This window comes from Paenibacillus prosopidis (assembly GCF_003337375.1).
In the GTDB taxonomy this organism is placed as follows: Bacteria; Bacillota; Bacilli; order Paenibacillales; family Paenibacillaceae; genus Pristimantibacillus; species Pristimantibacillus prosopidis.
Map to the genome: position 1 here is coordinate 17056 of NZ_QPJD01000015.1, position 20650 is coordinate 37705.

General features: G+C 48.9%; 22 protein-coding genes. 2 read left to right on the forward strand and 20 right to left on the reverse strand.

The window, feature by feature from the left end:
* The first annotated feature begins 77 nt into the window (after positions 1–77).
* The gene (gene spoVB / locus DFP97_RS21710; protein WP_114382293.1) at positions 78–1637 is read left to right on the forward strand and encodes a stage V sporulation protein B; all 1560 of its coding nucleotides are present in this window, start codon (positions 78–80) and stop codon (positions 1635–1637) included.
* Positions 1638–1705: 68 nt separating this feature from the next.
* On the opposite strand, the gene DFP97_RS21715 is transcribed toward spoVB, so the two are convergent.
* On the reverse strand, positions 1706–2467 hold the full coding sequence (locus DFP97_RS21715) for a YetF domain-containing protein (RefSeq protein ID WP_114382294.1): 762 nt from the start codon (positions 2465–2467) through the stop codon (positions 1706–1708).
* A gap of 230 nt (positions 2468–2697) precedes the next feature.
* Between DFP97_RS21715 and DFP97_RS21720 the strand changes: the two genes are divergently transcribed.
* Complete coding sequence (locus tag DFP97_RS21720) at positions 2698–3090, forward strand: TIGR04086 family membrane protein (protein ID WP_114382295.1); 393 nt, start codon at positions 2698–2700, stop codon at positions 3088–3090.
* 54 nt (positions 3091–3144) lie between these two features.
* Here the strand turns inward: DFP97_RS21720 and yajC are convergent, their stop codons facing one another.
* The 19 genes from yajC to rpmA form a co-directional block, all read right to left on the reverse strand.
* Positions 3145–3456, reverse strand: a complete 312-nt coding sequence (gene yajC / locus DFP97_RS21725; protein ID WP_114382296.1) for a preprotein translocase subunit YajC — start codon at positions 3454–3456, stop codon at positions 3145–3147.
* A gap of 14 nt (positions 3457–3470) precedes the next feature.
* The gene (gene tgt / locus DFP97_RS21730) at positions 3471–4604 is read right to left on the reverse strand and encodes a tRNA guanosine(34) transglycosylase Tgt (protein ID WP_114382297.1); all 1134 of its coding nucleotides are present in this window, start codon (positions 4602–4604) and stop codon (positions 3471–3473) included.
* A gap of 22 nt (positions 4605–4626) precedes the next feature.
* Complete coding sequence (queA, locus tag DFP97_RS21735) at positions 4627–5673, reverse strand: tRNA preQ1(34) S-adenosylmethionine ribosyltransferase-isomerase QueA (protein ID WP_114382298.1); 1047 nt, start codon at positions 5671–5673, stop codon at positions 4627–4629.
* A gap of 10 nt (positions 5674–5683) precedes the next feature.
* Positions 5684–7804: a SpoIID/LytB domain-containing protein gene (locus DFP97_RS21740; RefSeq protein ID WP_114382299.1), complete on the reverse strand. Its 2121-nt coding sequence runs from the start codon at positions 7802–7804 to the stop codon at positions 5684–5686.
* Positions 7794–8261, reverse strand: a complete 468-nt coding sequence (locus DFP97_RS21745; RefSeq protein WP_114382300.1) for a thiol-disulfide oxidoreductase DCC family protein — start codon at positions 8259–8261, stop codon at positions 7794–7796. The genes DFP97_RS21740 and DFP97_RS21745 overlap by 11 nt, the downstream gene beginning before the upstream one ends.
* A 6-nt stretch (positions 8262–8267) precedes the next feature.
* Positions 8268–9269, reverse strand: a complete 1002-nt coding sequence (gene ruvB / locus DFP97_RS21750) for a Holliday junction branch migration DNA helicase RuvB (protein ID WP_114382301.1) — start codon at positions 9267–9269, stop codon at positions 8268–8270.
* 20 nt (positions 9270–9289) lie between these two features.
* Complete coding sequence (gene ruvA, locus DFP97_RS21755; RefSeq protein WP_114382302.1) at positions 9290–9925, reverse strand: Holliday junction branch migration protein RuvA; 636 nt, start codon at positions 9923–9925, stop codon at positions 9290–9292.
* Positions 9922–10425, reverse strand: a complete 504-nt coding sequence (gene ruvC / locus DFP97_RS21760; RefSeq protein ID WP_114382303.1) for a crossover junction endodeoxyribonuclease RuvC — start codon at positions 10423–10425, stop codon at positions 9922–9924. Before ruvC ends, ruvA begins: the two co-directional genes overlap by 4 nt.
* A 245-nt stretch (positions 10426–10670) precedes the next feature.
* A complete protein-coding gene (locus DFP97_RS21765) occupies positions 10671–11312 on the reverse strand; it encodes a BofC C-terminal domain-containing protein (RefSeq protein WP_181873621.1) in 642 nt (213 codons plus the stop codon).
* Positions 11313–11450: 138 nt separating this feature from the next.
* Positions 11451–13310: a LysM peptidoglycan-binding domain-containing protein gene (locus DFP97_RS21770; RefSeq protein ID WP_114382305.1), complete on the reverse strand. Its 1860-nt coding sequence runs from the start codon at positions 13308–13310 to the stop codon at positions 11451–11453.
* A 170-nt stretch (positions 13311–13480) separates the two neighbouring features.
* Positions 13481–14362: a branched-chain-amino-acid transaminase gene (ilvE, locus tag DFP97_RS21775; RefSeq protein ID WP_114382306.1), complete on the reverse strand. Its 882-nt coding sequence runs from the start codon at positions 14360–14362 to the stop codon at positions 13481–13483.
* A 43-nt stretch (positions 14363–14405) separates the two neighbouring features.
* On the reverse strand, positions 14406–15278 hold the full coding sequence (gene pheA, locus DFP97_RS21780) for a prephenate dehydratase (RefSeq protein WP_114382307.1): 873 nt from the start codon (positions 15276–15278) through the stop codon (positions 14406–14408).
* On the reverse strand, positions 15275–16252 hold the full coding sequence (thrB, locus tag DFP97_RS21785; protein WP_114382308.1) for a homoserine kinase: 978 nt from the start codon (positions 16250–16252) through the stop codon (positions 15275–15277). Before thrB ends, pheA begins: the two co-directional genes overlap by 4 nt.
* A gap of 5 nt (positions 16253–16257) precedes the next feature.
* Positions 16258–17544 carry a homoserine dehydrogenase gene (locus DFP97_RS21790; RefSeq protein ID WP_114382309.1) on the reverse strand — a complete coding sequence of 429 codons (1287 nt, stop codon included), beginning with the start codon at positions 17542–17544 and terminating at the stop codon, positions 16258–16260.
* Between the two features lie 26 nt (positions 17545–17570).
* Positions 17571–18008: an ACT domain-containing protein gene (locus DFP97_RS21795; RefSeq protein WP_114382310.1), complete on the reverse strand. Its 438-nt coding sequence runs from the start codon at positions 18006–18008 to the stop codon at positions 17571–17573.
* A gap of 132 nt (positions 18009–18140) precedes the next feature.
* Positions 18141–19466, reverse strand: coding sequence for a GTPase ObgE (gene obgE, locus DFP97_RS21800; RefSeq protein ID WP_114382312.1), 1326 nt, complete (start codon positions 19464–19466; stop codon positions 18141–18143).
* A gap of 13 nt (positions 19467–19479) precedes the next feature.
* Entirely contained in the window at positions 19480–20025 is a 546-nt protein-coding gene (locus DFP97_RS21805; protein ID WP_114382313.1) for a Spo0B domain-containing protein, read from the reverse strand.
* Positions 20026–20028: 3 nt separating this feature from the next.
* Complete coding sequence (locus tag DFP97_RS21810) at positions 20029–20217, reverse strand: hypothetical protein (protein ID WP_114382315.1); 189 nt, start codon at positions 20215–20217, stop codon at positions 20029–20031.
* 120 nt (positions 20218–20337) lie between these two features.
* Positions 20338–20649, reverse strand: a complete 312-nt coding sequence (gene rpmA / locus DFP97_RS21815) for a 50S ribosomal protein L27 (protein WP_114382562.1) — start codon at positions 20647–20649, stop codon at positions 20338–20340.
* Position 20650: the final 1 nt, after the last annotated feature.

Sequence of the window (20650 nt, forward strand, 5' to 3'; positions counted from 1 at the left end):
TCAAATTTATACTTTCTTATATTTTGAGAAAAGCAGGACCGGACTAGCTATTCCACGAAAGAGATGAGGGCAATCTAATGACGAAGCAAACATTTATCAAGGGTGCTATGATTTTGCTGGCCGCCGGCATCATTAATCGGTTGCTCGGCTTCGTACCTCGTATTGTGCTTCCGCGTATAATTGGCGCGGAAGGCGTCGGCTTATACCAGCTCAGCTTTCCATTTTTGACCGTCATGCTCACGATTATTACAGGCGGCATCCCGCTCGCTGTAGCCAAATGGATCGCAGAAGCCGATTCACAAGGTGACTCTGCCCGCGTTAAATACATTTTCCGAGCTGCAATGGGATTGGTTGTTACGCTTGGAGTCGTAATGACAGGTGCTATGCTATTATTTGCCCCTTGGATAACGACTCATGTACTGCCTGATACCCGCGTATACCAAACCTTCCTTGCTATGACGCCGATTCTGCTTATTAGCGGAATCTCAGCGGTTTACCGCGGATACTTTCAAGGAAAACAAAATATGGTACCTAGCGCAATTTCCCAAATTACGGAGACCATACTGCGGATCATTGCATCCCTCGCATTCGCTTACGTCCTCTTGCCATTAGGTCTTGAATGGGCGGCAGCAGGAGCAATGTTGGGCGTCGTTGTCGGAGAAGTCGGTGGGTTAGCTGTCATCATGTGGAAATATTACCGCGAGAAGCATCGCGGAAAAAAAGCCATGGCCGCCCAATCACCTGATCCGTCAAAAAAAAGAGTTCCCGTACTGAGAAGATTACTAAGCTTATCCATACCTGTAACCGGAAGCCGGATGGTCGGCTCGCTATCCTATTTGCTCGAGTCCATTTTTACTGCCCGCAGTCTAGCCGCTGCAGGCATTGCTACCGGAATAGCTACAGCGCAATACGGCGCACTGCAAGGTATGGTTATCCCTCTGGTGCTTCTGCCTACAGCGCTCACCTATTCACTTGCCGTATCGCTTGTGCCTTCCTTATCGGAAGCGGCAGCACGAGGCGATCGCGCCTTAATTCATAAGCGCCTTCACCAATCGATGCGGCTCGCACTTGTATCGGGTGCGCCATTCGTCGTCGTCATGGCATTGTTTGCGGAGCCGCTCTGCAGAATGCTGTATAATCACGCTGAGATAGCCCCCATGCTTCAGCTCATCGCACCAGTAGGCATTTTCATCTACTTGCAAGCACCGCTTCAAGCAGCTCTTCAAGCGCTGGACAAACCAGGCACCGCTCTTATGAATACGTTGATCGGAGCCGTTGTTAAGCTGTTTCTCATCGTCCAGCTCGCTTCAGATCCGGAATACGGCATATACGGCGCCTTAATCGCAATTAACGTTAATATCGTACTGGTCACTGTTTTGCATGGTATCAGCGTGCTTCGTTTTATCGGCTTCCATATGAAGCTGTTTGACTTTGTTAAGGTAGGAGCTGCCATGGTCGTTATGGGTGCTGCCGCCCGCTTCACAATGAATCAACAGCCGCTTTCTGTGGAATGGATCAACCTGATTCTCGCCTGTACGGCCAGCGTTATCCTATATTTACTGCTCATGATTTGGATGAAGATTATTGACCGCTACGATGTCGCACGTATTCCGTTGCTCGGCAGATGGTTTAAATAGGCAATTCCTTGCTTATTATTCAAAAATGAAAAACCGCGTTCAAGGAAGGGATAGGGATTTCCCCCTTCTTAAAAACGCGGTTTTTTATTTTGTAAATCGACAAACAGTCTACCCTTATGATCAATCGTGCAAAAGAATACGTCCTTGAAGTCCTTAACGCCTTCCTCCTGCAGTACGTTTTTAAGCCAAAACCGCGTTTTCTCAAGCTTCTCTAAATTTTCATCCTGAACCTTGCCATCCATAATGAGCGGAATCGGTAAAATTTCAAACCGGTACTTTGGCGGAATTATGTTTGACTTGCCGTAAGGCTTTAACTTTTGTTCCGTCCCAAAGGCTTCTGATCCTCCGCTTTCCGAGTCCATCTCATTTGAAGCGCCCGATTTCTCCTTCTGTATGACAGATAGCTTGCCGCTCGTTTCCAATATCGCAAACTCTACATCCGATACGGTGTTGATTTTGTTTTCCCGAAGCTGAAGCATTAAATCATCTAAGTTATAACGCTGCTTGCGCATAACGTCACTGTTTAATTTCCCATTGTCAATAATAACGCTTGGCTTACCGTCAAACAATAGCCGAATTCTACGGCTTTTCATTGTCATAAAGGCGATTCCCAATTGAATAAGCAGCAGAAAGGCCATTGGCAAAATGCCTTCCCACATCGATCGTTCCATATCTTCAAGCACAATAACGGCAATCTCTGCGATCATGACTGAAATAACAAGGTCAAACACGGATAGCTTACCGATCTCCCGCTTACCCATAAAGCGCATGATCAGAAATACGACGAAATATATGATCACCGTCCGGATCAACAGGCCCCAAAACTCCAACGGAAACCCCCTCCTCGACTTGTCATATCAGCTGAATGTCAACTGTATTTGTCCGTACAGCTATTCTGACCTGCGGCTGGTCACATCATACGAGGAATGGTACACGAATATATGGCAATCCATCTGCAACGGTAAAATAAATACATGTACACTTCGGCGTATAGTTGTACTATTCCACCCAGCTTGACCATATGGATTAGTATTACGTTCATCTTACTGGGGGGAATTTGATGAGTTCGGTTAAACAAGCTCCTAAACCGCCTTTAATCGCTTCACCTTTACTTGCCGGAGTGCTTTTTTCAATCATTTGGCTGGCAGCAGGCGCACTGCTGCTATCACTACTTTTGCATTTCACAGAAATGAAGGAAAGCAGCTTATCAACATACGCACTCATTGTTCATGCCGCTGCCTCTTTAGCAGGCGGCCTCACAGCAGGCAGACGTTCAGATTCCAAAGGCTGGTACAATGGCTCCATCCTCGGATTATTGTATGCAGCAATCGTAATCATCATTAGCTTCTTGGCGTCGGATGCCTCGTTATCGTGGCACAGTGCAGCGCTTTTGGGAGCTGCTCTTCTATCCGGCGCTTTCGGCGGCATGATAGGCGTAAACCTTAAAAAATGAGAAAAACGGCTGACATAACAAGTATGTCAGCCGTTTTTTTATCCATTGCTTCTATTACTCAGTTGCTGTTGGCGCAGAAGTAATGATGGTATTGATTGCGCTGCGTTCGAACGTCATTTTTGTCGTATCGTTGACGCGAAGCACAACCGTGTCATCGGTCAGCTCCACAACAGTTCCGTGCAAACCGCCAATTGTTGAAATTTTATCGCCTTTTTTCAACTGGTTTAACATAGCAGTACGTGTCTTTTGTTTTTTCTGCTGCGGACGGATAAGCAGGAAATAAAATACCGCGAACATAAGGACAAAAGGCCAAATCATCCCGAAGATGTTATTTGTAGCTCCGGTTTCAGTTGCTAATAGCCACATCGAAATCCCCCCTTTCAAAACCCTTTCTCATTATCGAACAGGCCGTAGCTAGTGAAGAAGGAATCCCGGAAATCAAGCAGCCGGTCCTCCAAAATCGCTTGCCGGACGTCCCGCATGAGTTGAAGCAGGAAATGCAAGTTGTGATAAGTCGTCAGCCGCATGCCGAACGTCTCATCCGCTTTTATTAAATGCCGGATATATGCCCTCGAATAGTTCGTGCACGTATAGCATGAGCACTCTGGATCCAAAGGTCCGAAATCTTCGGCGTATTTCGCATTGCGAATAACTAATCTGCCTTGGCTCGTCATCGTTGTCCCATTACGGGCGATCCGTGTCGGGAGCACGCAATCGAACATATCGATGCCGCGGATAGCGCCATCTATCAACGCATCCGGAGAACCTACCCCCATTAAATAGCGGGGTTTGGCCGCAGGCAATATAGGAACCGTATAATCTAGCACCTCATACATCAAATGCTTAGGCTCGCCTACGCTCAGTCCACCAATAGCATACCCCGGGAAATCCATGGAAGTCAAATCATTTGCGCTCTGAATGCGTAAATCTTTGTACATTCCGCCTTGAACGATCGCGAACAAGCCTTGATCATGCGGTCTGGCATGCGCCTCCAGGCACCGTTCCGCCCAACGGGTCGTCCGTTCAAGCGATTTTTTAACATATTCGTGCTCCGCAGGAAAGGGCGGACATTCGTCAAATGCCATCATAATGTCTGAGCCGAGCGCATTCTGAATCTCCATCGCTACTTCGGGCGACAGAAACTTCTTGTCTCCGTTTAGATGGGACCGGAAATGAACGCCCTCCTCGGTAATTTTGCGCATTTCACTGAGGCTGAATACTTGAAAGCCGCCGCTATCCGTAAGGATCGGTCTGTCCCAGTTCATAAATTTATGAAGCCCGCCAGCCGCCTTTACGATGTCGTGGCCCGGACGAAGAAATAAATGATACGTGTTGCTCAAAATAATATGGGCATCCATCGTCTTAAGTTCTTCCGGACTCATCGTTTTAACAGTAGCTTGCGTTCCTACCGGCATAAAAGCAGGCGTTTCAATAACGCCGTGCGGAGTGTGAACGCGTCCTAAACGCGCTCCCGATTGCTTGCATTGTTTAATTAATTCGTATTTTACAGCCACATTTCACGCTTCCTATTCCTAATTAGTAAATAAACATCGCATCGCCGAAGCTGAAAAAACGATATTCTTTCGCAATCGCTTCTTCATATGCCCGCATGACAGCGTCCCGTCCGGCGAGAGCGCTAACGAGCATAACGAGTGTTGACTTTGGCAAATGAAAATTAGTGAGCAGCGCATTAACAAGCTTAAACTTGTACCCCGGAAAAATAAAGATAGAGGTCCAGCCGTTACATGCCTGTATAGGCTGATCTTCAAAACGTGCAGCCACCGTTTCGAGCGTTCGCGATGATGTCGTCCCTACCGCGATAATACGGGCACCGCTCTGTTTGGCTTCATTTAGGATTTGCGCATTGTGCTCATCCAGCTCATAATATTCCGCATGCATTTCATGTTCTTCGACCAGCTCTACGGACATCGGACGAAAGGTGCCCAAGCCTACATGCAGTGTGACGTAAGCAAGCTTAACGCCTTTTGCTTGAAGCCTTTGCAGAAACTCATCCGTAAAATGCAGGCCCGCTGTTGGCGCAGCTGCAGAGCCGGCGTGACGGGAATAAACGGTTTGATACCGCTCCCGCTCTTCAAGCCGTTCTTTAATGTACGGAGGCAATGGCATTTCTCCCAGGCGGTCCAGCAGCTCTTGAAATATCCCTTCATACTCAAATCGAATCGTCCGGCCGCCCATTTCGCCTTCCTGCTCAATGACAGCGCGCAGCAGCGGATTACCGTTACCATCATCTCCGAACGAAAGTGCTGTTCCTGCTTTTAATCGTTTGGCCGGCTTTCCGAGCGCCTCCCAGCGGTCATCGCCAAGCTGCTTTAGAAGCAGCAGCTCGATTTTCGCTCCGGTATCACTCTTCATACCAGTCAGCCTTGCGGGAATAACTCTCGTATTGTTCAATACGAGTACATCTCCTGCCTGAACAAGCTGCTCCAAATCGGTAAAAGTGTTATGCGTTATTTCCCCTGTATGCTTGTTTAAGGCAAGCAGTCTGGACGCCGTCCGATCCGGAAGCGGCGTCTGTGCAATTAAACGTTCCGGCAATTCAAAATCGAACCAATCTACGTTCATATCGTATCAATCATTCCTTAGCGATGGTTACATCTTTGTAGTAGTATTTCAAAATATATTGATAGTCATACCCTTGCTGTGCAAGGCTTAGCGCTCCGTATTGCGAAAGACCGACCCCATGCCCGTTACCGGTACCGACAAAACGGAACGACGGCTCCTTCGTTGCTGCTCGTACATTCTCGTCCCCATCTAGTATAAATAGGTTCGCATTCGATGCTTCTTCTACTTTACCGCCTGCGCCAATCGTATAGACAGGCTGACTATCCCTCGGCTTTGTTCGAGTTGATGAGCCTGCGCCAAGCATGACGACCTTAGCCGTTTCGTCGATTTTAAACAACGTGCTTGGCAGCGAGCCTTGTACCCCTAACGTCCCGCGCAGCGCATCCGGTTTATCCACGAGCAGTACTTGCCCATTAACCAGGATTTCAGTTGCCCGTCCTGAAGGACCACGCTGGCTTACTTCAATCGTATTTACTGGTCCAGATAGCTTCGTCTTCAACCTTACATTCATAGCGGTTAGCATCTCTTGCGGTGAATAAGGGCCGCGAACCCAGGACATTGAATTGGATTCAATGGTTTTCTCTATTACAACAACTTTTGTCCCTATGTCCGCTTGAGCAATTAGAGGAACGGCGTCTTGGATAAGCGGATGCTTGCGCACCTTTGTACCATTCGTGTTTACTTGCATGATACGGCTGCCAGCTGCCGTCGTTTGACCCGTTTCATCGAGTAAATCATCGCGAATATAACCGATTGCTCCGCTCGGGAGAACGACTCTATACCAATAGTGAAGTCCTGCTTCTGATGAAGCATCCGGACTTTTGACAGATTGTAAGTAAGCAATTGAGTTGTTCCAAATTTCTTTTGCATCAGCCGTAATGCCTCCGCCATTTGCAGAGAATAATGCCTCGATAACTTTACCTTCGTATAACGCAACTTCGCCTTCCGTTTCGTTGACGGCGGCTATTGTTGTCGGACGCTCCGAGCCTGTTCCGTAATAAGCCTGGCTTAATGTTGTATCGACGACATGTGCGATCTGGAATCCGAAGCCCTTGTTTAACGCGTAGGAACGGGCGGCTACCGCCTGAGCCTTCAAAGCTTCAGAAGGCCATGTCGGATACATCTCTACTCCGACAACGGAATATAAGTATTGCTCGAAAGGAAGCTCATTGATAACAGCCATACGGCCGTTAAGTTCACTAAGCTCAAACAGTCCGCGATAGGTGCGGTTGCTCCTTTCAGTCAGCTTGATCGGATCAGCGGCAGCGGGCGATACCGATACTTTCGTGTCACTGCCGGCAAACGTATACAGCTCTGAGCTGCTTTCCGCTTTAGCGCTTAGCGAGTGATCATTCCTAATGAGCAAATAGGCGGATTGCGGATCAGCTTCCTTCAAGCTGCTTCCGCCTGGCGCTTTTGCCGCTGCTGCTTTAATGATTTGGAGCTCGGCATCAGTCACGGCAGCTCCTACCATAACGGAATAGCTGACAACGCCATTTTGCAGCGAACGTACAGCTACAAATGCATCGATGCCTGCCGCACCGAAGGAGCTCGCAGCTGCTGCTGCGTCCGCTTTACTCGCAAGCGGCGCGCTTTCGAGGTGAAGAGGACCTTGAAGCACCGGTTTGAATCCACCGGCTAGCTTTGACAGCTCGCCGTCAGCCGTCCATTTGCTTTGTGCAGCAGTTGCATCAGCGGCTGTATTATATGTACCTTCTAAAACTTGATATACGATAGCTCCGTTTTTGGCAATCGAAGTCAGGTATCCTGCCCCTTTAGCAGTTTGAATTCTTTTATAAACAGCCAAAGCAGAGGAGAAATTAGTCGATTCAAATACATTGACCTTATAATCTTCAGCAGCAAAACGAATTTGTGCAGCTGCCGCAACGCTAAACCAATTATGAATTCCGTCCGGCTGCCTTAAGCCGACATTCATGCCGCCTGCTGACGAGAATGTCGCAGCAGCCGTTGTATCGACATATTTCCCAGGTAATTGCATAAATATCGCGACCCGGATTTGATCCAGCTTCGGCACCGCCGCTCTTGAGGGCGAAGCCGTCCAGGCTGAAACAAGCATTAAAATAGATAAGGTCAAAAAGATTAAACGCTTAATCGACCTTTTAATTGCCATGTTTGTATTTCTCCCCTCTGTCTGGCAACCGCTCGCACCCGTTAATCGAGCAGCTTTGCCCGGTTGATCCAAACCAATCATATCTTCGATTCGCTACGTAGCGATACATCCAATCGGCCAGCCGTTTCATTCCCGGTATCCGGTAAAATGCGGAGAGCCACCGGAGCCCCTTCACGGTTCGCAATATTCGGATAACCCCGTCTGCGCCTGCAAACAGCCTGCCTTGCTCATCTGTAACATGCATTTTGTCATACAGCGCCTCGCGTTTCACCTGATGAAGACCGGGAACGATAGGCTGATTGCCGTCCGTAAGCTCGATTTGTTGAATCTGCACAAATTGAAGTGCCGCAGATGTTGGAAGCTCCTTCAGCTTCGCTACAGAAGCCAAGCACAGATTGCATTGTCCATCATATACGACATAAAGTGTCTCGGAAGACAAGGCAGCTTTCGCGCACATGAGCACCTACCTCCCCGGCATAGGCAAACCAAGATGACGATAGGCGTTTTCGGTTGCAATACGTCCGCGCGGCGTTCGCTGCAAAAATCCGATTTGCATTAAATAGGGTTCGTACACGTCTTCAATGGTCTGGCTTTCCTCGCCAATTGTCGCTGCTATCGTATCCAGTCCGACAGGCCTGCCGGCAAAGGTGGTCATCATGGCGTACAGCATTTTGTGGTCAATACTATCAAGCCCCTTTGGATCGACCTGCAGCAGCTCCAACGCTGAACGGGCGATATCATGCGTAATCACACCATCGCCGCGAACCTGCGCAAAATCGCGAACCCGCTTTAGCAGACGATTCGCTATTCGCGGCGTACCGCGTGAACGCATCGCGATCTCAGAAGCCGCTTCCCCAACAATGCTGGCATTCAAAATTTCGGATGTGCGTGACACGATAAATGCAAGCTCGTCGATATTGTAAAACTCAAGACGGCTTACGACACCGAAGCGATCCCGCAGCGGTGCTGAAAGCAGACCTGCCCGCGTAGTAGCACCGATTAAGGTGAACGGAGGCAGATCGAGTCTGACCGAACGGGCGCTTGGTCCCTTACCGATCATAATGTCGAGCGCAAAGTCTTCCATAGCCGGGTACAATACTTCTTCTACGGTGCGGTGCAGCCGGTGTATCTCATCGATAAACAGCACATCGCCCTCTTGTAAATTGGTTAGCAAAGCAGCAAGATCGCCCGGACGTTCGATGGCAGGACCTGACGTAGTTCGAAGATTAACACCGAGCTCATTCGCAATAATATTCGAAAGTGTCGTTTTCCCGAGTCCTGGCGGACCGTAAAGCAGTACATGATCAAGCGCTTCCTTGCGCATTTTTGCGGCTTCGATATAGATCTTCAGGTTATCCTTGACCTTCGTCTGCCCAATATACTCGGCCAAATAACGGGGACGCAGGCTTAGCTCTACCGCTTGGTCTTCCATCATTAGGTTGGCGGAAATGATTCTATCGTCCATCCTTCGTTCATCTCCCTCCGTCAGCCTTTAAACAGCTGCTGCAACGCCCGCTTCATCAATGAATCTACCGTTTCCTCGGCTGTTACGCTCGTCTGCAGGCCGTTCCATGCGCGGTCCAGTTCTGCCGCTGTGTAGCCGAGTGCAGCAAGCGCCTCGCGCGCTTCCTGCCATGCGGTACCGGCACCCTGTCCCGTGCTGCCGCTGGATGATAGATCTAGGGCAACGCCTGCAGCAGTCAGCAAGCCGCCGTCTAGCCCTGCTCCGATCAGCTTGTCCTTCAAGTCGAGAATCATCCGCTGGGCGGTCTTCTTCCCAATGCCTGGCAGCTTAGTCAGAAATGCGATGTTTTCCTGCTGAATGGCGGCAATTACCGCATCTGGCCGTCCACCCGACAAAATGCCCAAAGCGACGCGCGGTCCTATGCCGGACACCTCCAGCAGTTTACGGAACAGCGTCTGCTCCTCCCGCGTTTCAAATCCGAATAATAAAATAGCATCCTCGCGTACGTGATGATGAATATAAATGATTACCGGCTCTTCTTTTTTGGCAAACGCATACGGATTAGGCGTAAACACCCGATAGCCCGTGTCTCTTACGTCCATAACGATATATTCGGATTCTAAATGAACGACAAGTCCTCTTAAAAAATCGATCACGAACGCTTCACCTCGTTAATTTTCTGAGTCAATACGGCAGAATGGGCATGACAAATGGCTACCGCAAGCGCATCGGCAACATCGTCAGGCTTCGGCACGGCTGAAAGCTTCAGAAAGACTTTGACCATTTCTTGCACTTGCTTCTTCTCTGCTTTGCCGTAGCCTACAACCGCCTGCTTCACCTGAAGCGGCGTATATTCCCCGATTGTCAAGCCACGCTGCGCAGCAGCCAAAATAATAGCGCCCCTAGCCTGAGCTACATCAAATGCCGTCGTTACATTCCGGTTAAAAAACAGTTTTTCCACAGCAACGGCGTCAGGCTTATATTTATCCATCAATGCGCCCGCAGAATCATAAACTTGCAGCAAACGCTGCTCTGAGGGTGTATGGGCTTCCGTCTGTATAGCACCGTATTGCACGGGTGTGAGCTTATGTCCGATTTTATCTATGAATCCAAAACCAACTATTGCAATACCAGGATCAATACCAAGAACGCGCAAACCGCCATCTCCTCAAAAGTTTTACGAAGTAAAACTTACTTCGAAAGCATACGCTTCGTTTTGTAAAGCAAAACTTACTTCGTAAGCATACTCCCAGTTTTACGAAGTAATACTTACTTCGAAAGCATACCAACCATTATAGCAAATGTTGGCGTGAATGAGAACGCGCGTTTGACATTTCGCTTGATAATCACAAAATGAAAGAGACCGACATCTAATGTACGGTCTCTGCTCATTTGCGTATGCTAATATGTTGGTTTCATAACTTTTTCGTTTTGTTCCATAGCATAGTCGCTGTATGTCGACAAAACACTGTTGTATTCATCAATATCACTTATACGAATACCTCTCGAGAGTTTGTCCAGCTTATCCTGCGGCAGGCTGCTTTCCATATATCGCACATCTAGTTGGAAGAAGGTGCGCACAACCTTTTCTTTTTTCGGAACCCCGTCGTAAAGGGTCAAATTCCCTTTTTTGTCCACTCCCATATAAGCATGCGCTTTGCAGTGCTCGGACAAGTCATCGATTCGCTCCTCAAAAAGTATCGTGCTTTGGTCTTTATCCATCGTCGCATTCCATTCCGGATGCACAAGCAGAAGCTGTACGATCTGCTCGGTCATCATTCGGCCAAGCGGCCTCATCTCCTCACCGCATACATATAACTGATGGAGCTTAACGGTTAGCGTTCCTTGCTTCTGCTGCAGCGTCTTAATGATGCTCTGGTTATTGTTATTCGGTTTCGGCGTTTCTGCGTATACCGTCTCTGCATATGAAACGGCACACCATCCGGCAAGTAGGCAGAACAGAATGCCACCCAGCATCCACAACGGACGGCGTTTTCGGCGAAGACGCTTTTTTAGATTTTTCCAAAGGCTGAATTCCGTCATATGGAAGACCCCTTCATTATATTTTTTGATAGTGTGCGCCATTATTGCATTATTATTCAAACGAATTTTGTAATCACGAAAACAACAAATAAGCTTCCGTCCCTCATCAGGAGAGAACAGAAGCTTAGATTCATTGCATTAATTATTTAACCAAGGCATGCTGCCACGATTTCTCGTTTTATTCTGACGTGTCTTCACCGTGCGGATAACCGCTTTTTTTGTGTTTTTGCGTTGAACGCCTGTTTTGGCTGACTTTGGTGTTTCTGTATCTGCCAGCTTGACGGAAGTCTGCTCCGTCCGATCTCCATGGCATCCGCAATCCTTCTCATATGCCCCTGCACCTGCTGTTTGAGGCCACCCCGGATAGGAAGGATAAGGAGGAAGGTTTGAACCGTATCCATAGCCTGTTTCAGGTTGAATGTAAGACGGTGCTACCATTCCCTGGTTCGGCATGGCCGAATACGGAGACACCATTCCCTGGTTTGGCATGGCTGAATACGGAGACACCATTCCCTCGTTCGGCATGCCCGAATACGGAGACACCATTCCTTGGTTCGGCATGGCCGAATACGGAGACACCATTCCCTGGTTTGGCATGGCTGAATACGGAGACACCATTCCCTCGTTCGGCATGGCCGAATACGGAGACACCATTCCCTGGTTCGGCATGGCCGAATACGGAGACACCATTCCCTGGTTCGGCATGGCCGAATACGGAGACACCATACCCTGGTTCGGCATGGCCGATAGTGGAGACACCATTCCTTGGTTAGGCATTGCGGATGCTCCCGCTACCATGTTATTCTCGCCAAAACCTTGCTGCAGCGGGCTTACCATTGGATTGCCGTAGCCCCAATCCGGTCCAGCGCCTAGAGGCATCGTCGATGGAGAAGGATAGCTTCCAACGAAGACCGTTCCCGGAGGGCAATCATACGAATCGTTTCCTTCGCCGAGCGGGCTCACCGTATTACTGAATGGTACTGGTGGCTGATGCCATTCTCCATAGCCATAGCCGTAACCATGACCTGTTTGTGCAGGCATAGTCATTGGTTGACCGTAATCGTAACCATGGCCCGTTTGTGCAGGCATAGTCATTGGTTGACCGTAATCGTAACCATGGCCCGTTTGTGCAGGCATAGTCATTGGTTGACCGTAATCGTAACCACCGTAAGTAGGATGCTTAGCTGCCGGAGAAACAGCTTCTGGTGCTTTGGGCAAATCATACAAAGACAACGCTTCTGTAGCCGGAATGCCGTACTGCTTAAACAAATCGACATTTGGTTTGTATTCGGCATGAATCGGAGCTTGCTTTTTCTCTACCGGTTTTTGAATCGGCAGCGTCTTCTTAGCAGGTTCAATTGCCATCGGCTTCGGAGCAGGAATTGCTGCTGGTGCAACAGGCTTCACAATGGGAGCAGTCGGCTTTTTCTCTTGAATAGGCGCCGCCTGCGGTGGTGCGATTGGCGCTGCTGGCGCAGCTTCTGCCAAAGGTGTTATGGGAGCAGTAGGCGTCTTGCCAGCAATAGGTCCTGTCGGCGTTTTTCCAAGTATCGGAGCCGTAGCCATTTTCCCGACCCATCCTTGCACATTTTGCATAATAGAACTAGGATGAAGCGAATGTGCGCCTACGGTGCCCGGAGCAGCAGGTGCTTCAGGCATTACTCCGCCAACTTTCGGAATGTTGACAATTTCGCCTGTTAGCAATACATTTGGATTTTTGAGCTGAGGATTCGCTTTAATCATATCAGCGAGCGGTACTCCCCACGCTTTGGACAGCTTCCAAAGCGTATCCCCTTGCTTCACCACATGCTGATGCATGATGTCCATCCCGCCCGATCCGCCCGTATGGCTGGACGGAATTTTCAGCTTCATGCCTACATCGATGGCATCCGGATTCGTAATCCCCGGATTCAGCTTTAAAATTTCTTCCATCGATACATTATACTTTTGAGCAATGAAGTATAATGAATCGCCTTTTTTTACCATATGAATTTTCACTCGCTGATACCCTCCTGTCACGTTCTGAATAACCAGGCATAGTTAATTGCCTGCTATCAATCCTTACATCCTATGCAGAATATGGGCGGGTGTCTCCACTTTCACAAAAAAAATAGTAAAGCCAGGCTCACTTTTTTTAAGCGAACCCGGCTTTACTATGCTTCTGCGTGCTAATCGAATGCTTTTACGCCGTCTACAGATACAATTTTTCGGAATTCTTGAAGTAAATGAGTAGTAATCGGACCTGCTTGACCTGAACCAATTGTCCGGCCGTCTACTTCACGTACGGCAATTACTTCAGCAGCCGTCCCTGTAAAGAACACTTCATCCGCAACATATACATCATGCAGTGTAAATGGCTCTTCCTTCAGATTGTACCCGTGTACGGCACACAATTCCATAATGGCTGCACGCGTAATCCCTTCAAGGGCACCAACGTAACATGGCGGCGTATAGACGGTACCATTTTTAATGATAAAGATATTATCGCTCGATCCTTCAGCCACGTAGCCCTGCGAGTTCAGCATAATAGCTTCACCGACACCAGCCAAATTCGCTTGAATTTTCACTAAAATGTTGTTTAAGTAGTTGAGCGACTTAATTTTTGGATTAAGTGCATCTGGAATATTACGGCGCTGCGATACCGATACGGACACAAGCCCGCTCTGATACGCTTCCTCCGGATATATGGCAAGCTGCTCTACAATAATGATAACCCATGCTGACGGACATCGCTTCGGATCAAGACCCAGGTTACCAGGACCGCGGGACACGACAAGACGGATGTAGCCATCGCGCATTTCATTGCGGCGAATCGTTTCAACGAGCGCATCCTGCATCTCGCTTTGCGACAGCGGGATATCGAGCATGATTGATTTTGCCGAATCATAAAGTCGATTCAGATGCTCTTTGCATTTAAAAATATTGCCGTTATATATCCGGATACCTTCAAATATTCCATCGCCATACAAAAAACCGTGATCGTAAACCGATATTTTAGCGTCATCTTTCGAAACATAATCACCATTCAAGTAGATACATTGCTGTGCCATGACCTTTCCAACACCTCCAAAAAGTATGTCGCTTAAACGAAAGCTATAAGATTTTATCTTCTGAAAAACTAGGATAACTGCCCAATATACGAACCTGGCACCCGAGCGCTTCAATTTCTTGCAGAGCCGCGGGCAGCAGCACCGTATCCAGCGCCATATCGATATCGATAAAGAAATAGTAATTGCCCAGCTTCTTCTTCGTTGGACGGGATTCTATGCGGGACAAGTTAATTTTCCGCCATGCAAACGCAGAAAGCACTTGATGCAGAGCTCCCGGAAAGTCCTCAGGCAACGTTATTAATATGCTCGTTTTCATCGTATCCGATTGACGGGCCGTATACGGCTCTGATCCGACAAGCAAAAAACGCGTATAGTTATTATCGTGATCCGTGATCCCGCGCGCTAACACATCAAGGCTTTCATTCGCCGCAGCTGTCATCGTTCCGATGGCCGCCCACCCGGCATTCGGATTATTCCGAACGATACGAACGCCTTCGGCTGTACTGCTCACATGCTCGGTTTCGGCATGCGGTAGATGGGTCCGCAAAAATTGCAAGCATTGGGCAATTGCTACTGGATGGCTGATTACTTTCTTAATACGGGAGTAATCGAGCTCGCCGGACCCATTCAACAGCTCGGATTGCCGCCCGATCAGGTTTTGAATTGACGGGTATACCCATTCCGCTTGAATCGGGATGTCCACTTCATGCACGAGCCAGTCCATATGTAAGCTGACGGAGCCCTCTATCGTATTTTCAATCGGGATAATGCTGTAATCGCTTATCCCGTTTACGGTCGACAAGAAAACATCCGAAATAAGACGGTGATGCTTCCAGTCAATCTCTTCCCCGCGGAACAAATGTCGTGCCGCCTCATCCGATACAGAGCCGGCTGGTAATACTGCAATCGTCTTCATGCCTTAACGTCTCCTTTAATTCTGTCCAGCAACGAACCGGAGGTTTGCTCCGAACGCTGCTCTACCGTAATTTCCGGCCCTTCAGCGCACGGTGACAACCAAAGCGTTTCCGCTTCAATACCTTCCATCTTCAACGTGTCGAGCAAAAACCTCTCCAGTGCCTTTTTATCCGGGCAATCGGCATCGACAAAAGCGATTAGCGTCGGCCCAGCCCCGCTAAGCGCAGCTCCAAGCGCACCGAACTGGTGCGCGCGCTCAAGAATCGTTGTCATGCCGGGAATCAATGCTGCACGGTAAGGCTGGTGCAGGCGATCCTTCATCGCATGTCGTATGATTCCCAGCTCGCCGCTTGCAAGCGCGGCGACGAGCAAAGAGCTGCGGCCGACGTTAAATACGGCGTCAGCCATACTGATTTGCGCCGGCAGCGCGTGACGAGCCTTTTCCGTTGACAGCTGAAACGCAGGTATAGCAACGAGCGTCTCCAGCTTGTGATGCGGCTCAATCCGCACATAGTCGGCACGCTCGCCATCCCATGCGGAAACGACGATGCCGCCGAACAACGAAGCGCCTACATTGTCAGGATGCCCTTCCAGCGCAGTCGCTATCTGGAACAGTTTGTCATCCGTTAGCGGGCTGCCGATTAACGCATTGGCGGCAACAAGCGCTCCTACGATAGCCGATGCACTGCTTCCGAGACCACGGGTAAGCGGAATATCACTATACATCGAGATCAACAGCTCCGGAACGGACACGCCTGCTTCCTTGAACACAAGCTGTGCGACCTTATAGATTAAATTGGATTTGTCTCTCGGCAAGCCTTTCATTTGATCGCCGAAAAGCTGAATTTCGGTTCTTTCGGACACGCTCATCTCAATCCATGAATATAACGAAAGCGCCATGCCGAGCGTATCGAAGCCTGGGCCTAAATTTGCCGTACTTGCTGGTATTTTTACAATAACTTTGCGATTATTCATGCCGCTTAACCTTCAACGCGATAAACGCTCTTCACTTTGTGAACGACATCTAGCGATTCGAACATTGCCAGCACCTTTTGAATAGCTGCTTTATTCGCATCATGAGTAATGATGATAATTTCGGCTTCGGGGTTTGAAGGAGCTGGCTGCTGAAGAACAGACTCCAGGCTAACCTCAAAGTCAGCAAATACTTGCGTAATGCGTGCCAGAACACCGGCACGGTCTGCCACTTGAAGCAGCAAGAAATATTTCGAAGAAATTTGCTCGTCGGTTTTCAGCTTCTTCTCTTTGTAAGCAAGACTGCCTTGCATGCCGTTAACGCCAAGCTTCAGGTTTTTCACAACGGCAACCAGGTCGGATACAATCGAAGTAGCAGTTGGAAGCTCGCCTGCGCCTGCGCCATAAAACATCGTTTCTCCAACCGCTTCACCGTACACATAAACCGCATTAAAAACGCCGTTTACGGATGCGATCGGATGGGATTGCTTAACCATCGTCGGTTGTACGCTAATGCTGATAAGGTCGTCCTGACGCTCTGCAATACCGAGAAGCTTCACTTCATACCCAAGTCGCTTGGCATACAAAATATCTTCTTTGCTTACAGATGAAATACCTTGAACGGATACGTCCTCGAGCGCTACATTAGCACGGAACCCAATTGTTGCAAGAATCGTCATTTTGCGGGCTGCGTCAAGTCCTTCTACATCCGACGTCGGATCCGACTCGGCATACCCAAGCTCCTGCGCTTCCTTAAGCACATCGGCATAGGATGCGCCCTCTTGGCTCATCTTCGTCAATATAAAATTAGTCGTTCCGTTCACAATTCCCATAATCTTCGTAATACGGTCTGAGGAGAAGCCTTCGACCAACGTACGAATAATCGGAATGCCGCCGGCTACGCTCGCTTCATAGAGTACGTCGCAGCGGTGCTCCTGCGCTTTTCCCAAAATTTCCGGTCCATGCAGCGCCATTAAATCTTTGTTTGCCGTTACAACATGCTTGCCGCGTTCGAGTGCTTCCAAAATATATTCCTTCGTAAGCGCGATGCCGCCCATCACCTCAACGATTACATCAATGTCGGGATGACGGATAATTTCCCACGGATCCTCTGTCAGCTTATCTGAAGAAATCGAAATATTACGTGATTTGCTCTTGTTTTGGACAAGCACCTTTTCAATAACGATCGGTGAACCTACCTGGCTTTGCAAATCCTCCTGATGTCCCTCCACAATGCGGACGACGCCTGTACCTACTGTTCCTAATCCTAACAAACCTACTTTTACCGGCTTCATATATTCCCTCCGTTATATCTATCCTATTATCCTTGCCCGATGACCGAAGCTTTACGTACGCCAGCTTGGCTGCGAAGCAATTCGACCAGCGATGACAATTCCCCGGAAAGCTGCGAAATATCGACGGAAATGACGACGTTGGCAAAGCCTTGGAGCGGAATACTCTGATTCATCGTCAGTACATTGCCCTCCATGCTTGCTACCATGCTGAGCACGTTCGACAACACGCCCGATCGATGCTCCAAATCCATCGATATCGTCGCGATCCGTTCCCGTTCCAGCTCATTTAACGCATAAACGCCATCCTTATACTTATAAAAAGCGCTTCTGCTGAGGCCCGCGCGTTCAACCGCTTCATGAACGGTAAGCGCCTCTCCTCGACTCAGCATCTCCTTTACTTGTATCGTCTTCATTATCGCTTCCGGTAAAATGTCCTCCCGAACGACATAATAGCGCTTAATCACTATACGTCCTCCTCAAAAAGACAATTGTTCACCTATAGTGGACATTATATCGGAATAAACGGCCCGGGGCAATAGGAAAAATGAAAAGACGGCTTGCGCCGTCTTCGGTCATTCATATGTGCAAGCTAAACGCTAGCCATTCGGGTTATAATCGCTGCCTTCAAAGAACTCGAATGCAAAATCGCCAATTTGCACCATGTCGCCGTCTTTGGCGCCCATCTTCCGAAGCTCAGCATCGACACCCATCTTCCGCATAATCCGCGCAAAACGCATGACCGCATCATAGGAATTCAAGTTCATCCGCTTCATGAATTTATCGATTCCCGCGCTTTCAATGACAAACACTTCATCTTCTTTATGGATGGTGAAAGTAGTCTCTTCACGCTTCTCGTAGGTATAAACCTTCCGTTCCTCAACATCCTTCACTTCTTCGATATCAACCTGCTCAGATACGGTATCGAGCACATCAGCCGCTTTGTACAAGAGCTCCTGGATGCCTTGCTTCGTGAGCGAGGAGATCGGAACAATCTCATATTCACGATCGCCGCGCGCTTCTTCAAGCTGCTGCCTAAACAGCTCGAGCTGCTCCTCCGACTCCGGCATATCCATTTTGTTAGCCGCAATAATTTGCGGACGATCTGCCAGCTTCTCGTTATAAAGCACGAGCTCCGCATTTATTTTGAGCCAATCATCGAATGGATCGCGTCCTTCGGATGCGGACATGTCAATGACATGGATAATGACACGCGTACGTTCAACATGACGAAGAAACTCATGGCCGAGTCCCACGCCCTCATGCGCGCCTTCGATCAATCCCGGCAAATCGGCCATAACAAAGCTGCGTCCGTCTCCGACATCGACGACTCCAAGATTCGGCGTTATCGTCGTAAAGTGATAGGCACCAATCTTCGGTTTTGCTCCCGATACAACCGAAAGCAACGTTGATTTACCGACACTCGGAAAACCAACCAGCCCGACGTCCGCCATTACTTTAAGTTCAAGGACGACCCACCGCTCCTGACCTTCTTCACCGTTCTCGGAAATGTACGGAGCCGGGTTTGTCGGAGTAGCAAAGCGCGTGTTGCCGCGTCCGCCGCGTCCTCCCTTAGCAATAACGACCTGCTGACCGTGCCGCGTCATATCGGCGATGATTTCCTGCGTGTCATCATCGATAATGATCGTACCTGGCGGTATGCGTACGATTGTATCCTCGGCACCTGCACCATGCATGCTCTTCACTTTGCCGCGCTCGCCGCGCTCAGCCTTGAAATGCTTCTGATAACGGAAATCCATCAGCGTGCGCAGTCCTTCGTCTACTTGAAAAATCAAGTCGCCGCCGCGTCCGCCGTCGCCGCCTGCCGGCCCGCCCTGTTCCACATATTTCTCACGGCGAAACGAGACGATACCATCGCCGCCGTCGCCGCCTTTCACAAAAATCTTCGCTTTATCGACAAACATGTTGTGCCCCCGTTCAAGCGCGCATTTCCGCCTTTAGCAGCACCTTGGCATAAGGCTGCTCGAAGTTGACCGGCTGCAAAGGCGCGCCTTGCAACTGCTTTTGTATTTTTTGCTTCCATTGCTGTTCATTCATTAATTCGCCTTGATAATAAAATGCCGCATATAGCGCATCATCATTCAGTGTCAGCTCCAGCGTTAGAACAGCAGCATTTCCGTAGCTAGTCTTCACTGCAAACCGATAGGCATTAATCGTATGAATGAGCGTTTCGGCTATTTGATCGGCTTCTGCCGTTATTTCGTTCAAATGAATATCGCCGTTAATTTTTACCTGAAGCTCCAGCGAATTCGAAATCGTACGAAACGACTGAATATAGCTAATAAGAGAGGGTACGCCAAGCTTTGATATACTGCTCTCCATCGCCATCCGTTCGCTTATTTTCTCCACGTATTCGATCGTTTTATCCAACTTCTTTAGCCGAATGTAGCCATATACGACTTGCAGATCGTTCATCCAGTCATGTCGATGATGATTGAGTGTTTTTATGGCCGATGTTTGCAACGATTAAATCGTCCGCGCTGTCCTCTGCGCATGCTCTTTCCGTTCCGTCCGTATCCAGTAAATCGCTGCAGCAATAAGCCAAACGAGAAAGACAGCAGTTAACCACACTTTAGAAGGCCAAATAAGTACAGCGGCACAAGGCAGTAAAACAGTTGCCGCTATGTAATATTTCGCCGTTGTTAAGCGTCCCATCGATTAAACCCACTTTCTTCGTATTTCCTAGCTTATCCAGTATATCATGCGAATGCCGCATGGTCATCAGCGCTGAAATAAAAAACCCGGCCTAACGATGCAGGCCGGGACTTTTTGCTATTAAGCTTCTACTGCAGCGGCTACCGGAGCCTGCTCAACAGGGTATACGCTCACTTTTTTGCGCTCGCGTCCCCAACGTTCGAACTTGACTACGCCTTCTACTTTCGCATAAAGCGTATCGTCTTTACCGATGCCTACATTGGTACCCGGGTGAATTTTTGTTCCGCGTTGGCGGAACAAAATGCTTCCTGCCGATACGGTTTGACCGTCAGCGCGTTTTGCCCCAAGACGTTTCGACTGCGAGTCACGTCCGTTCTTCGTGGAACCTACACCTTTCTTCGAAGCGAAGAGCTGAAGATTCAGTTTCAACATA

Excerpts from the sequence above, each read along its gene's own strand:
- queA (WP_114382298.1), bottom strand. The coding sequence starts at position 5,673 with ATGAACGTAGATTGGTTCGATTTTGAATTGCCGGAACGTTTAATTGCA.
- DFP97_RS21790 (WP_114382309.1), bottom strand. The coding sequence starts at position 17,544 with ATGAAGCCGGTAAAAGTAGGTTTGTTAGGATTAGGAACAGTAGGTACA.
- DFP97_RS21810 (WP_114382315.1), bottom strand. The coding sequence starts at position 20,217 with ATGGGACGCTTAACAACGGCGAAATATTACATAGCGGCAACTGTTTTA.
- pheA (WP_114382307.1), bottom strand. The coding sequence starts at position 15,278 with ATGAAGACGATTGCAGTATTACCAGCCGGCTCTGTATCGGATGAGGCG.
- DFP97_RS21765 (WP_181873621.1), bottom strand. The coding sequence starts at position 11,312 with ATGACGGAATTCAGCCTTTGGAAAAATCTAAAAAAGCGTCTTCGCCGA.
- ruvB (WP_114382301.1), bottom strand. The coding sequence starts at position 9,269 with ATGGACGATAGAATCATTTCCGCCAACCTAATGATGGAAGACCAAGCG.
- rpmA (WP_114382562.1), bottom strand. The coding sequence starts at position 20,649 with ATGTTGAAACTGAATCTTCAGCTCTTCGCTTCGAAGAAAGGTGTAGGT.
- ilvE (WP_114382306.1), bottom strand. The coding sequence starts at position 14,362 with ATGGCACAGCAATGTATCTACTTGAATGGTGATTATGTTTCGAAAGAT.
- DFP97_RS21720 (WP_114382295.1), top strand. The coding sequence starts at position 2,698 with ATGAGTTCGGTTAAACAAGCTCCTAAACCGCCTTTAATCGCTTCACCT.
- yajC (WP_114382296.1), bottom strand. The coding sequence starts at position 3,456 with ATGTGGCTATTAGCAACTGAAACCGGAGCTACAAATAACATCTTCGGG.
- obgE (WP_114382312.1), bottom strand. The coding sequence starts at position 19,466 with ATGTTTGTCGATAAAGCGAAGATTTTTGTGAAAGGCGGCGACGGCGGC.
- spoVB (WP_114382293.1), top strand. The coding sequence starts at position 78 with ATGACGAAGCAAACATTTATCAAGGGTGCTATGATTTTGCTGGCCGCC.
- thrB (WP_114382308.1), bottom strand. The coding sequence starts at position 16,252 with ATGAATAATCGCAAAGTTATTGTAAAAATACCAGCAAGTACGGCAAAT.
- DFP97_RS21745 (WP_114382300.1), bottom strand. The coding sequence starts at position 8,261 with ATGTGCGCGAAAGCTGCCTTGTCTTCCGAGACACTTTATGTCGTATAT.
- DFP97_RS21740 (WP_114382299.1), bottom strand. The coding sequence starts at position 7,804 with ATGGCAATTAAAAGGTCGATTAAGCGTTTAATCTTTTTGACCTTATCT.